We start from the raw sequence: 12,747 nt of genomic DNA, 5'->3' as shown, positions 1-12,747 counted from the left end.
ACGGTGCCGGGGCCGGACTGATCGACAGCCGCCATGAGCTCCCTGGCCGTCGTCACGGTGACCGTGGCGGCCGGGCAGTCAGCGTAGCGGTGGGTGTCGGATGCGGGTACGCGCACCGGTGCCGGGGGACGCGGGGACGCTGGAGCCGGAGCGGGGCTCGCCGCAGCATTCACGACGAAAGCGTCGACGATGCTGTTGGTACCGCTCGAGCGAACGTCTCGTTTGCCGGTGCGGCTGATCGTGATGGTGTGAGAGCCGCTCGTCAGGTTCGTCGTACTGAAGGCGGTCTTCTGATGCACGGAGGTGGCGGAATACCCGTTCACACTGGTGACCACCTTGCCATCGATGGAGACGTTGCTCTTGCCGGAGTCCTTCGTGGTGCGGGTGATATAGGCGACGCTGGTCCCTTCAAACGTCATCGACGCGCTGCCGGCACTGGATTGAAACCGCACAGATCCACCGCGATCGGCGGTGCTGCGCGTACTACGCCAGGTGCCGCTATAGCTGATCCTGGGCGAGGAACTGTCAATGACGGTGCGCGCGGTCACGGCGGCTGCCTCCGTACTGCCCGGGTTCGGCATGGTCGCGGGAGCGCCTACCGCGCTGATTATGGCGGCACAGGCCATGGCGGCGATCAGGGCGTGGCGGACGAATTTCCTGCGCCGACGGAGGATGATCTTGCGGGAAAGGGCTCTGCGGGGGATGGTCACGATGGAATCCTCCAGAGAGTCGGCTTCGCGGATGGCCAGCGGGTGAGCGGACCGGGGCGGGTGCTGGTGGAGCCGTGCCAGGCAATTCAACTGGCCGTTTGGTGCTGAGCCTACCGAGAGGCAAAGTCGAATCCGATTCACTTTCCTGTGAAAATGCTCAGAATGGCGGGCCCAGCAACATCGACAGCGGCATCCTCTTCTGCTGGTACCGCGGGTTAGATACGACTCACTACCGACTCAGGCTGCACCCTTCTCCGCTGCGAGCCGCAGCACACGGCGGTGCAGCCCGATGTTCACCTTCGCCGTACCGGCCAGCGCGAGCCGCTTCCAGTCGCGGCGGCGTGCCGCGAGCAGTACGAGGCGCCAGGTCAATCGGGATCGCAACTCGGCGACGATTGCGTCGCGTTCCTCGTCATCGTACGGGCCGTTCAGTGCGTCCTTCAGCCCGGAGAGCAGCACGTAGCGGAGCCGAAAGTAGCCGTACGAGTTTGAGCTGATGATGCGGGTGTCGAGGGTGATGGCTGCCGTCGTGATGGCCTGTTCAACCAGTAGCAGAGACTCGGCCCGGCGCGACCCCGAGCGGATGATCGACCCACCGCGCACGACATAGGAGTACAGCACGTCGCTGATGAATGCCACCCGATCCGCCGCAGCGATCAGCTGGGCGACCATGGCCAGGTCCGAGTGCACACGGGCCGGTGTGAACTCAATTTCTTGGGTGAGGGAATGCCGGAACAGCTTGTTCCAGAGGTGACCGGTGAGCTCGCCGTCGAGCAGCAGGCCGAATGCTTCCGCGCCGGTGATCGGACCGGTCAGGGCCGGCGCGGCCAGCGGGCGCCGCTGACCGGGGTAGACATACTCTGCACCGCAGACGACCACGTCGGCGCCGGTGGACCGGGCCGCCGCGACGAGTTTCTCGAGGGCGAAGTCAGCCCAGTCATCGTCACAATCAACGAACCACAGAAAGTCGCCCCGGCTCTCGGCCACCGCGCGGGCCCGGGCGAGCGCGACACCGCCGTTGCGCTCCTGCTGAAAAAAGTGCACGGAGGCGTGCTCGGTGGCCGCCCGCGCGCCGATCGTGGCCGTCGCATCCGTTGAACCGTCGTCGACCACGATAATCTCAATCGCCGCAGAATCCACGGCCAGGGTCTGTTGCAGCAGTCGCTCGATGGCACCGTGTAGAAACTCGGCGGCGTTGTAAGCCGGCACGATGACGCTCACGACCGGCCGGCCGGCGGCGTGCGCCCCGTTCATGCGGTGAGCTTTCGAATGGAGCCGGTCAGCTCGTGCAATGCGGCGCGGGCCTCGACGACGTGGCGCAGAATCGGCTCCCGGCGGCTGACGACATCATTTGCCCGGCGCTCCAGCGCCGCCGGGTCCGGCAGCGTCCAGCCGATCGTCGTGCCCTTGATTCCGACCGCGTCGAGCGTGCGGGCCGCCTTCGACGGCCCCGCGTCGGCGATCACGAGGGGGAGGGCGCCCTCGGTCAGTCCGATCACGGCGGCGTGCAGCCGGTCGCTCACCACGAGCAGCGAACGCTGGTAGATGCCGCGCAGTTTCTGTTCCTGCGCGAAATGGTCGGGACTGTCCCAGACAAGGGCCGTGCCGCCGACTTTCGCGGCTAATTCTTCGGCGAGCGGCCCGTCGCGTTCGATCTGCGACACGGCTACGATGTCGAGCCCGCGGCTGTCAGCCAGACCCCGCAGTGCTTCGAGCCACGCGTCGGCGGGACGGCGCCCGTTATAGCGCACCGAGACGGCGAGGAATGGCCGGTCGGGCGTTGACGCCAGCAGGTCGGCATCCGCTGCCCCGGTTGCGAAAGCCCAGTCGGGAGCGATACGGCCGAGCCCCATCGTGCCGCGGCTGTACGCGTCGCGCCAGGACACGAGGTCGCACAGGCGCAGCGTCGCCGCAACCGGAAAGCGCCATCCGCTCTTCTGCCGCACGCCGAACCCGGCGTGCACGGCGTGCCCGCCGCGCAGCCGGTTGAGAGCGAGGTGCGGAGCAATGCGCAGATAGCGCAGCGCGTAGGCGCGTTGCAGCTCCATCTCCCCGGCGTTGAAGGCATAAACGGATGCCTCCCGCAGCGTCGACCGCGCAATCTCACGTCGCCATTCGGCGCTGGTGCGGTACACCCGGTCTTCGTCGTGCAGGCCGAGCCCGCTCAGGTACGAATCCGCTCTGGCTCCGACGAACACCTGCAGTTCGCCGGCACCCCGCAGCGCATCCAGAAAGGCTCGCCGCAGCACGGTATCGCCGACATTGTCGATTTGGCCCATGGCCGATGTGAAGATTCTCATGCGCGCTCCGCGACCCGCAGGAGTACGCGTTCCAAGTCGCCGCCGCTCGCGTCCTCCGAGAACCGGGCGAGCCAGGGTTCGATGTGTTCGAGCGACAGGTCGGCTGCCCGCAGAATGGCATCGGCGAGGTCGACCGGATTCGCGGACAGCGCGAGCTCGCCCGTGATGCCGGGCACGATCGCATCGGCTACCCCGAGCGCCCCCGACACGGCGACCGCCGGATACCCGGCCGCGGCCGCCTCGACTAGTACGTTGCCAAAGCCCTCACGGCTGGATGTCAGCAGCGCCACAGCATTGTCACCACAGTGGTCGAACCAGTTCTCGACCCAGCCGCGATGGTGAAAGACCACGTCCTCCTGCCGGGCCGCGGCCTGCACGTCGCCCAGAAGCGGGCCGCCGCCGAACGACACGACCTCCACGGCGATGCCGCGACGGGCGAGCTCAGCGGCGGCCGCGATGGCGAGCAGCGGACGCTTCTGCGCCACCAGCCGGCAAGCCAACACAATCTGAATGCCGTTGGCCGATCCGGCGCGGCGTTCCGATCGCGTCACGATCGTGTCGATACCGCCCAGCTCACTGCCCCCCACCTGTGCGTGCGTCCCCGTCGTGCCCTGCCCGCGCGGCGTGCCACGCAGTTTCGCCGTCGCCGGGTTGGCCACGACAGTGATGCGGTCGCCGCGCACCCCAAAAGCGGCCACCATTTCGGCGGCCACCGGATGCGAAATGGCGATCACGTGGTCCGCCCACCGATACAGACGTTTGGCAAACCAGATTTTCACCCGGTGTGCACGATTCGATCCCGGCAGTCCGAGCGAAACCAGGTTGCGCTCGCTGACCAGGACACGGGGGCGCAGTCGGGCTGGCACCAGTCGGGCCGCGGTCAGCAGCACCAGATTCGGGTGCGCCTGCAGGGCGATCGCGACGTCGGGCTGCCAGTCGAGCAGGCGGCGGCGCAGCGTGGTGGCCTTCCGCACGTGGCCGTGCTGCCCGGCGAGGGAGTAGGCGTCGACCCCGTTTGGCAGGTATTCCGGTCGCACCTCGGCGGCGGTGAGCACGACGCTCACCTCGTAGCCGTGGTCGGCGAGCCAGCCCATCCAGGTGCGGGCCACGAATTCCGCCCCGCCACCGTGCAGCGAGGGAATCACAAAGAGGATGCGGCGCAGCGCGGGCCGCCCGCGCGTGAAGTCGGGCGGCGGTGCTGAGGAGGGTGTCATGCGGGGCCTTGTCTGTGAGAAGTCGGGCTCTGACGCTGAGCAGGGGGTCTGGAACGCGCTGCGCTTGGCAGCACCGAGAAGTTGAGGGCGGCCAGGCGTTGAATCTCGGGCAGTCGCGCGGCCAAACGGTGCCGATAGCTCTCTCGGTCGGCCAGCACCGCGAGCGCCACGGGAACCATGCGCTCCGCCAGTCCGACCCCCGGCTCGACACACAGCTCCGGCATGTCGAAGAGTCGCATCATGCCGGCGACCTTGCCCTGGGTCGATAGTGCAACGGCCGGCACTCGATGGAACATGGCCTGCACGGCGAGGTGCATGCGCCCGGACAGCACGACCTCGGCGCCGGCGCACAGCCCGCGCACTTCGGCCGGGCTGAGAAGTCGGTTCACCAGAACAACTCGGGAATCGGTGCCCTCACCCTCGGACAATCGTTCGTACACGGCCCGGCAGGCGGCCGCGTCATCGCCACTCGTGCGCACCACGTGCGGCAGCAAAACCACTCTGAGCCCCGCCTGCAGCAGCGCGGTGACGATGCGGACATACTCCAGGGTCTGGTCGAAACGGCGGCCGACCAGCGCGCTCGCGTTCACAACGGCATAGGGCGTTGGCGTGGGTCCGAGGTATTCCGTCGCGGCGACACCGGAGCTAGTGCGGGCTGCGAACACGGCGTCGGCGACATCGACGACGTTGTGAAAGCGATCGGCTCGGGCTCTGGCGCTTGAGATCGGGTCGCGCAGCTGCAACCGGGTCCCCAGCCGGCCGGCCCGGGCGAGCGACCGGCGCACCCCGACGTTGGCGTGGCCGTTCCAGCTGAAGCCGAGGATGCGCGCATCGACACCGACGCTGCGGGCCAGGCTGGCGACATCCGCTCGCCGCGAGGAAGCGCGCACGCTGTAGGCGCCGTCCATGATGTCGGCGCCGACGACGGTCAGCGACAGGGCGCCGTCGAGCACGGAGGCCAACGCGACCATGGCCTCCAGGTGCACTCGCCCCGTTCCGTAGATCAGGTGCGGAATCGGAACGAGCTGGGCTCGCCCGGCATGCTGTGACGGGATATGCAGGTCGCCCGCCCGCCGCACGAGCACCTGCACCGGTCCAGGAACGTTTTCGAGGAATGCTTCGACCATGGCCTGATCGCCGATATTACCCTCGCCGGGCGGGGCAACGAGCACGTGCCAGCGCTCGCTGCGCACATCGCACGGAGTCAGCTGATCGGTTGCTCGTTTTAGCGCGGCGCGATCGCGCAGATAGGGCAGAGCCGATGCCGCGGCGAACCCGTGCACGACCCGGTCCAGCCGGCGAATGAGGCGGAGCCGGATACGACCCACGGTTCGAGCGCGGGCGGGGGCACGGGAGGGCGCCAGCTGATCGGTACCCATGGCCGGGTTTGTCGTGCCCGACTTCGACGATCTCGACGACTTCGCGGAGCGCAGAAAGCTGCGGGCCTGGGTGATCGAGCGTAGATCGCGGCGAAAGCGCGGCCAGATCAGGGTGACGACACCGATCGCCGCGAGCAAGGCGACCCCGCCGAGGGCAACGCGTGCGAACGGCAGGTCGATGGGAATCCACTGCACGGCAGCCCAACTGACCGCCGCCGCGAAACCGTAACCGAGAATGGCGCGCACGCCGGCCAGGAACATGGCGCGGGCTGGGGCATTCGTTACCCGGCTGATCCACCATAGGCCCATCGGCCAGATCAGTGCGACACCGAGCGAGTACCCGGCGGCGACGCCGTAGACGCCCCAGAGGGAGCCGAGCAGCACGAACGCGACGAGCAGCGGCCGGGTCGTGAGGGCAAAATACAGGTTCTGCTTGGTGGCGCCCTTCGACAGGAACACCCAGTAGGTGGCGTAGGCGGCCGCTTCGAAGAACCCGGCGATGGCGAGAATCTGAAAAATCGGGGCCGAGCCGAGCCAGGTATTGCCGAGGGCGATGCTAATAATGGGCAGGGCCTGCGCGCAGGAGAATGCAAGCACAATGGTGACCGCATGCAGCATGATGGTCTGCCCCAGCAAAATGAATCGGTCGTATCTGGGTGGGTCGTCTTGCAGACGGGCCAGGACCGGCAGGGCCACCCGGGTGGACGGGCCGTTGATCTGGTTGAGCGGCAACAGCAGTAGCTGGAATGCCCGGTTGTACAGGCCGAGCGGGCCAGCGCCGAGCGTCGCGCCGATCACGATCGTGTCGGTATTGCGGCTGGCATAGCCGAGCAGCTGGGTGCCGGCGAGATTCGATCCGAACATGATCAGGTGCCGCATGGGCGCTTTGCGGTGGTACCAGCCGGGAAACCAGTGGGTGACCGGGATGAGAATGATGATGGTGAGAAGGCCCTGGCTGATCTGCTGTCCGGCCAGAGCCCAGTATCCGAAGCCGTTCAGCGCCATCGCGATGCCGATGACCAGGCTGCCGACCTGCGCTCCGATCTCCGACCCGGCCAGGGCGACGAAGTGAAAGTTGCGGTTGAGGTGCGCGCGAAACTGCGTCGCGAGGCCGTTGAGCAGAAATGAGCCGGCGAGCACCTGGGTGAGGAGGACGAGCCGATCGTCGCCGTACAGGGTCGCGATCAGCGGGCTGCAGAGCACCGCGAGAAGCATGAGCGCGAGCCCGATCAAACTGTTGATCCAGAACAGGTTGTCCTTCTGGTGGCGGCTCAAGTCACGCACCTGTATGGCGGCCGACGACAACCCGAAGTTGCGCAGCACCTCGCCGACGCCGATGATCGCGGCGACTGACGCGACCAGCCCGTAGTCGCTCGGAGTGAGCAGCCGCGCGAGCACGACGATACCGCCGAGCTGCACCCCGATGCGAATGAGCTGGCCGACCAGGGTGGTTGACGCGCCCCGCCCGGCAGTGCGGCCGAGGCCTGCCGTCGAGCGGGGTTTCTCGGGGATGTCGGGGGAGGGAGGCGGAATCGTCGCGGTCATCGGATACTCCGCACGGCGCGCACCGTGCGCCCGGTCAACTGCAGGGCCTGCAGGTAGGTTCGATAGCTCTGCAGGCCGAGCGTTTTCCAATCCCGCCCGGAGAGCCGCGGTTGCGGGTGGGAGCAGGCTGCGCGCGTCCGTTCGAGGGTGTCGCGCAGAATTTCGGCCGTGAGCTCGCCCTCGTAGAGATAGATCCAGTCGGCGCCGACCTCGTCGGCCAGGGCCCGGTTCGACGGTGTCGATGGCACGAGCGCCGGCCGATCAAGCGAGAGCGTTACGAGCAGAACGCCGGAATTGTGCATTTCGCGATACGGCAGCACGACCAGTTCGGCTTCGCCGACCTCGACCACCAGTTCGTCATCGGAAACGAAGCGCAGCACCGAGCTGATGCGTGCGTCCCGCGCGGCTTCGGTGGTGATGATCTCGCCGAGCCCGCTCGATGGTCGACCCACAATGCGCAGCGACAGGTCGTGGCCGGGCAGCGCCTGAAAAACCTGCAACAGCGTTTCGATACCCTTGTACGGCCGGATCAACCCGAAATAGAGGATGCGCCCTGGCACGGTATCCGGCCGGCGCATGCCACTGAAACGGTCACGATAGTGGCCATGCAAAATGGTGACCGCTCGGGACTCGGGTTCCACCGGTGTGGTCGGGTTGAGGCGAATGACGAGCGCCGTGTGGGCATCGAGCGCGTCGAGCGCACGGGTCTCGGCGTCGTGGCCGGCTTCGTGTGGAGTCAGGTTGTGTGCGGTGCGCACGATGGGAATGCGCTGCAGTCGGGCGCGCAGCAGCAGTGCGTAGAGCGCTCCGCGGCGCAGCCGGGCCTTCAGCGGTCGCGGCGCGCGAATGAGCAACTCGGGCCAGTGCACGTGAAAAATGTCATAGTGACCGAGCAGTGCCGTGCGCCAGGAGAAGAAACGCATGGTCACCGCATCGGGTGCGCCCTCGACCACCTGGTTGACGTACCGCGTGGTGCCGTCGGGCGCACTGAGTGATTGCAACACGGTGATACTTGTCGCGCTGATTTTCGTCACGCCAATACTCCTCACGGGCCGGTTGTAATGTTCGGCGAGAAACTGAGAATCTGTCGGTTTAGCGTAGCGTAGCGTAGCGTGCGAGCTGCGAACGCATTAGAGCCGCGCATGCCCCCGTTTGGGGCGTGCGGATAACGCGTGACGCACGGCCGGTTCGAGTGGCGGGGCGGCATCTTCTCGCGTCGGATTCAGGGCGAGAATGAGCAGGCAGCCGAGCAGCAGGTGCATCGGGCGTAGGGCGTCGATCGCGTTGAATCCGGCGATGCACACCGAGTATGCCACCAGGGCAGCTGCCGCTCCGACCACCCGACGTGACAGCGCGTGCGCGATGGCCGAGGCGATCATGAGCAAGAACAGCGCCAGTCCGGGCAAACCGATGCTGATGAGCAACTGCAGCATCGAGTTCTCGATGGTGACGTCGTCGAACAGGCGCCCGGTGATGCCCGAGGTGCCAGGGCCTGACCCGATCCAGCCAGTCAGATTCGCGGCCTGCAGCGACACCCAGACGCCCAGGTCGCGCGCTTGCGACGACAACTCGGCCTCGAGGGAGTTGTTGCGGGCGGTGAAGGCGTCGAATTGAAACAGCCCCAGGACGGCGGCGACGATGAATACGGCGAGCAGGGCGAATTTGCCCCAACGCTTGTCACCTCGCAAGACGAGCGACACCGTGTAGGCGAAGCCGATCGCGATGGCCGCGGAGAGAAGCGCCCCGCGGGAGACGGTAGCGACGAGGCCGAGCCCGCTGAACACGGCCGCGGCGAGGGCCGGTTTCGAGCTCTCCTGCAGCCAGATGCCAACGGCGAGGGCGCAGGCCACGGCAAAGAACAAAGCCGCGAAGAGCGGATGCCCAAATGACGCGTCCGCCCGATACACCGACCAGTGCTGATGGTCGGTGAGACCGAGCGCCGTGAAGAAGCCGCCCCAGATCGGGTTGAAGCGCAGTAAGCCCTCGAGGAGGGCATAGGCGCCGAGCCAGGCGCCGAGCAGTAGCCAGGCCCGGCGAATCCAGTAGGCCTCGCGGGTACTGGCACCGATACAGAGCGGCAGTAGCACGGCCGCGCTGAAACTGATCATCCAGCCGAGGCTCGCCTGCAGATCGGTCGTGCGCGCGATGGTGAACAGTGTCCAGATTAGAAAGAGCAGCGCAAAGTAGCGGGTGGCCGATCGGAAGGGGGCGGGTGGGGTCGCGGTGCGGGCATCCTTTTTCGCCGGCAGCAGTCGCCGCAATGCCCAGATGACGATGATCATGGTGGTGATCGGCAAGGCGCCGATCGGACCGTCCTGCGGTAGAAGACGGGACGGAATCAGCGCGAACGCGACGAGAGCGACCGCAGGAAGGATGTGCACCGGAAGCAGAAACAGAATCAGCACCGCGGCACCGCCGAGCAGCGCGAGCAAAATCACGGTGATGCCCAGAGTAGGAATAAATCGCGGCAGCACAGCGCTCGCCACAAGCACGAACATGGCGGCGAGCACGACAATAACGACCGGCGTGCTGCGCAATCGGCGCTGGGTAGAATCGAACATCGGCCGCCTCTTCGGGGGTGATGGCGCAGTCGGATGGTGCAGTGGATGAAGCGATAACGCAGCACGCTGCGAATAGCCGCAACGATAACACGTGATTTTTCCTCAGCGCCAGCCTGGCGCTGGAAAACGATTATTTGGGCGGATCGTTGCACAGCTGCAGGCAGTCGAAACGGGAATCTTCCATGCCGGTCGACTCGTTCGCCGCCGGGCAGGGTCAACAGGCGGGCGCGATCCGGGCCTTCACGAATCCGGCATCCTGGTAGACGAACTGGTAGGCCCACTTCAGCGGATCCATCGGCTGCCGGGCGCCGATCACTACGAGCGTGCCCGCGTAGCACTGGCCGATCTGCACCCGGGCCCGGCTCACGTGATAGCTCGAGGTGACCACGATCACCCGGTTCCAGCCGCGTTCGATCGCGAACGCGGCAATCGCTTCGCCCTCGCCGCTGGTCGACGTGGGGTGCGGGCGGAAGCACTCCACTTGGATCGCCGTGCCCGGCACCGGCACCGGGCGTGCACACAGATGCGCCGGGCGGGTATCGCTGCCGAAGGCGTCCGAGATCAGGATGCGCCCGCTGTAGCCGGCTTCGGCGAGAGCTACGGCTTTCTGCACAACAGCGGCGCTTCCGAGCCCACCGAGCACTACGATGACATCGACGGGGATCGGTTGGTCTTCCCGCGGAAACATGACGGTTCGAGTGGTGACGGCCAGCAGGCCGACGGTCAGCAGTACCAGGCCGGTGACCACCACGAGTGCGCGCTGCTGACGCCGGGCAGATCGGTGGGGCGATGTCACTCGTTGCGCGGCAGCATCGGCTCTGCTGTATCTGTTGACGCCGCTGAAACGGATGCTGCGGTCTCCGCCGCCACCTCCCTCGCCGGCGCACGACCAGAGAACCAGGTCGGCACGGCGAACCCGTAGCGCAGCACCGGCAGGTCGCGCACGAGGCGCCAGACCAGCAGCGAGGCGGCGACCGCGCCACCGGCCACGAGCAAGGGGAGCGCTGGGCCGAGGCGGTCGAGCCACGTCTGGCCGCGCGCGAGCAGCAGCAGGCTGGTCAGGGCAGAGACGAACAGAACATGAACGACGTAGATCGGCAGAGTGTTGCGGCCGACGTAGGACAGCCAGGTCATTGCCCGATAACCGACCAGAAATCGTGCCACAAGAAGGCCAGCGCCCAGGGCGAGCAGGCTCACCAGCACCAGTGTGCCGGTGATGAACGGCATCCCCGCGTCGACGGTGAGAATGACGCCGGCCAGCACGAGGAACGCCACGCCGAAACCGAGGCCGAGCCCGAGGGCGCCGAAGCGGCTGGGCCGGTTGATGAAGGAGAGGATCCACTCCCGCAGATAGCAGCCGAGCAGAAAGAACAAGAAGTAGCGACCGATACCGTTCCAGGCGATGTTGCCGGTGTCGGCGCGGGCGAAGAACAATACCGACAGCATGGCAGCGCCGCCGATTTGCACCCGCCAGTCGACGCGGTTGCTCATGAGTTTGGCGGCGACGAAGAACAGGGCGAGGGCGTAGAGAAACCAGAGGCCGTTGCTGGGCCGCACCGGGGCGAGCAGCAGGTCGATCGGGTTGGTCTCGTCGAAGCCGGCAGGGTTTGCGAACAGGGAGAAATAGCCGAAGCGGATGAGCGTCCAGAGGAGCAGCGCCCAGACCAGGAGGCTCAGCCGGGTGCGCCAGAGTGTGGGCCAGGTGCGTCTGATGATCGAGGCGGCGAACAGACCGGAGGCCAGGAAGAACAACGGCATGCGAAACACGATGAAGACCAGGTTGATCTTGTTCCACAGCTCAGGGGCGAGGCCGGAAAGCACCGTCCACTGCACCGCGTGCGCGAGGGCGACGAGCAGAATGGCGATGCCCTTCGCGCCGTCGACCCAATCGACCCGGGTTCGCTCGACCGCTGCCCCTGTGCTCACTCAGTACCTCCCGGCTAGACCGACCACTGCGAGAAGGTTTTGATCATGTCGGTGTGGGCAAAGCCCGGAGTCTCGTGTCCGAGCGTGTGGTACATGACCTGGGTGTCGGCGGCCACCGGCGCGATCTTGGCGATCAACGCCAGGCCGTTCTTGCTGGGCACGACAACGTCGTCGGGGTGGGCGCTATCGGAAACGAGCACCTTGACCCGGCTGTTGGTCCACGGTGTAGCGCTGATGCGTGCCGGGTTGGTGCCCTTGATCAAAGTGAGATCGTTGCCGTAGGCATCACCCACGCGCGCCTGGTTCTTGGTGTCGTAGGCGTAGAGCCACTCGTTGTCGTAGAGTCCGTTCACCATGTACAGGCCGCGAATGTACGGTATGAGCTTTTTGCCGTAGGTGTAGCAGCCGAGAGATCCGCCAAAGGAGGTGGCTCGGAGAAAGTTGCGGCGCACGGTGTAGAGCGAGTTCAGGTACGTCCAAGCGTTCTTCTGGGCGGTCGTGGCGATGGAATTTGTGTATTGGGTGCCGCCAGCGTTGATGCAGATGGCAATGGTGTTCTGGTCGACGACAAGTTCGCCGGGGTACTTGAAGCCGCCGTTGAGCGCGTTGTGCGAGCTGGAGGCCGCGTGATAGAACCACACCGCACCTACCGAGGCTGCCGACTTCATCGAGATCGACTGCGGGATGAACAGACGTGCTCGATCGCCGCCGATGTCCACTTCGACATTGTCGTAGAGGTTCCTGCCCTTCTGGGTGAGCACATTTGACAGGCGCGACACCTCTCCGGGTAGCTTCGGAGCGGTGGCAGCGAAAGCGGCGGGCGCACCGAACGCACCGAAACCGAGCGTGGCTGCGCCAGCAGTTGACAACGTGAGAAACCCTCGACGATCCATGCTGCAGAAGATAGCAGACAGAATCGATGACGTCCAACTCGGGTATTGTCTTGGCTCGATCGTGCGCGGGGAAGGCTACGGCGTGGGCCAGACTGCGCTCAGTCTGAGGATGACGACCTGCCAAGATTGTGCCGGCCAACTCCCGGTCTATGCCATCAGGGGGTGGACGGCGCCGGCGAGCGCATGTTTCATTACAACTCGACCGGGGGTTTTCTGCTC

Annotated in this window: 10 protein-coding genes; all 10 read right to left on the bottom strand. The window is 66.2% G+C overall.

What is annotated here, in order from left to right; all coding sequences use genetic code 11:
• Nucleotides 1–710: hypothetical protein (locus tag E3N85_RS06095; RefSeq protein ID WP_134460705.1), on the bottom strand; the 710-nt coding region annotated here is incomplete at its 3' end.
• A 237-nt stretch (nucleotides 711–947) separates the two neighbouring features.
• On the bottom strand, nucleotides 948–1,964 hold the full coding sequence (locus tag E3N85_RS06090; protein WP_134460702.1) for a glycosyltransferase: 1,017 nt from the start codon (nucleotides 1,962–1,964) through the stop codon (nucleotides 948–950).
• Nucleotides 1,961–3,010, bottom strand: coding sequence for a polysaccharide pyruvyl transferase family protein (locus tag E3N85_RS06085; RefSeq protein WP_134460699.1), 1,050 nt, complete (start codon nucleotides 3,008–3,010; stop codon nucleotides 1,961–1,963). Before E3N85_RS06085 ends, E3N85_RS06090 begins: the two co-directional genes overlap by 4 nt.
• Complete coding sequence (locus tag E3N85_RS06080; protein ID WP_134460696.1) at nucleotides 3,007–4,224, bottom strand: glycosyltransferase; 1,218 nt, start codon at nucleotides 4,222–4,224, stop codon at nucleotides 3,007–3,009. Before E3N85_RS06080 ends, E3N85_RS06085 begins: the two co-directional genes overlap by 4 nt.
• Entirely contained in the window at nucleotides 4,221–7,148 is a 2,928-nt protein-coding gene (locus E3N85_RS06075; protein ID WP_134460694.1) for an oligosaccharide flippase family protein, read from the bottom strand. Before E3N85_RS06075 ends, E3N85_RS06080 begins: the two co-directional genes overlap by 4 nt.
• A complete protein-coding gene (locus tag E3N85_RS06070) occupies nucleotides 7,145–8,182 on the bottom strand; it encodes a glycosyl transferase (protein ID WP_198412059.1) in 1,038 nt (345 codons plus the stop codon). Before E3N85_RS06070 ends, E3N85_RS06075 begins: the two co-directional genes overlap by 4 nt.
• 96 nt (nucleotides 8,183–8,278) lie before the next feature.
• Nucleotides 8,279–9,709 carry an O-antigen ligase gene (locus E3N85_RS06065; RefSeq protein ID WP_134460688.1) on the bottom strand — a complete coding sequence of 477 codons (1,431 nt, stop codon included), beginning with the start codon at nucleotides 9,707–9,709 and terminating at the stop codon, nucleotides 8,279–8,281.
• A 214-nt stretch (nucleotides 9,710–9,923) separates the two neighbouring features.
• On the bottom strand, nucleotides 9,924–10,505 hold the full coding sequence (locus tag E3N85_RS06060; protein ID WP_166783876.1) for a YdcF family protein: 582 nt from the start codon (nucleotides 10,503–10,505) through the stop codon (nucleotides 9,924–9,926).
• Nucleotides 10,502–11,635 (bottom strand): acyltransferase family protein, encoded by a 1,134-nt coding sequence (locus tag E3N85_RS06055; protein WP_134460682.1) that lies wholly within the window; start codon nucleotides 11,633–11,635, stop codon nucleotides 10,502–10,504. The genes E3N85_RS06060 and E3N85_RS06055 overlap by 4 nt, the downstream gene beginning before the upstream one ends.
• Nucleotides 11,636–11,649: 14 nt before the next feature.
• Nucleotides 11,650–12,528, bottom strand: a complete 879-nt coding sequence (locus E3N85_RS06050; protein ID WP_134460679.1) for a hypothetical protein — start codon at nucleotides 12,526–12,528, stop codon at nucleotides 11,650–11,652.
• Nucleotides 12,529–12,747 lie beyond the last annotated feature (219 nt).

This window comes from Cryobacterium sp. Hz9, from assembly GCF_004402825.1.
Lineage (GTDB): Bacteria > Actinomycetota > Actinomycetes > Actinomycetales > Microbacteriaceae > Cryobacterium > Cryobacterium gelidum.
Note: the sequence above shows the minus strand (reverse complement) of the source record. Positions and strands in the feature narration are given on the sequence as shown.

Coding starts and splice junctions, on each gene's coding strand:
- E3N85_RS06085 (WP_134460699.1), bottom strand. CDS start 3,010: ATGAGAATCTTCACATCGGCCATGGGCCAAATCGACAATGTCGGCGAT.
- E3N85_RS06050 (WP_134460679.1), bottom strand. CDS start 12,528: ATGGATCGTCGAGGGTTTCTCACGTTGTCAACTGCTGGCGCAGCCACG.
- E3N85_RS06080 (WP_134460696.1), bottom strand. CDS start 4,224: ATGACACCCTCCTCAGCACCGCCGCCCGACTTCACGCGCGGGCGGCCC.
- E3N85_RS06065 (WP_134460688.1), bottom strand. CDS start 9,709: ATGTTCGATTCTACCCAGCGCCGATTGCGCAGCACGCCGGTCGTTATT.
- E3N85_RS06075 (WP_134460694.1), bottom strand. CDS start 7,148: ATGACCGCGACGATTCCGCCTCCCTCCCCCGACATCCCCGAGAAACCC.
- E3N85_RS06090 (WP_134460702.1), bottom strand. CDS start 1,964: ATGAACGGGGCGCACGCCGCCGGCCGGCCGGTCGTGAGCGTCATCGTG.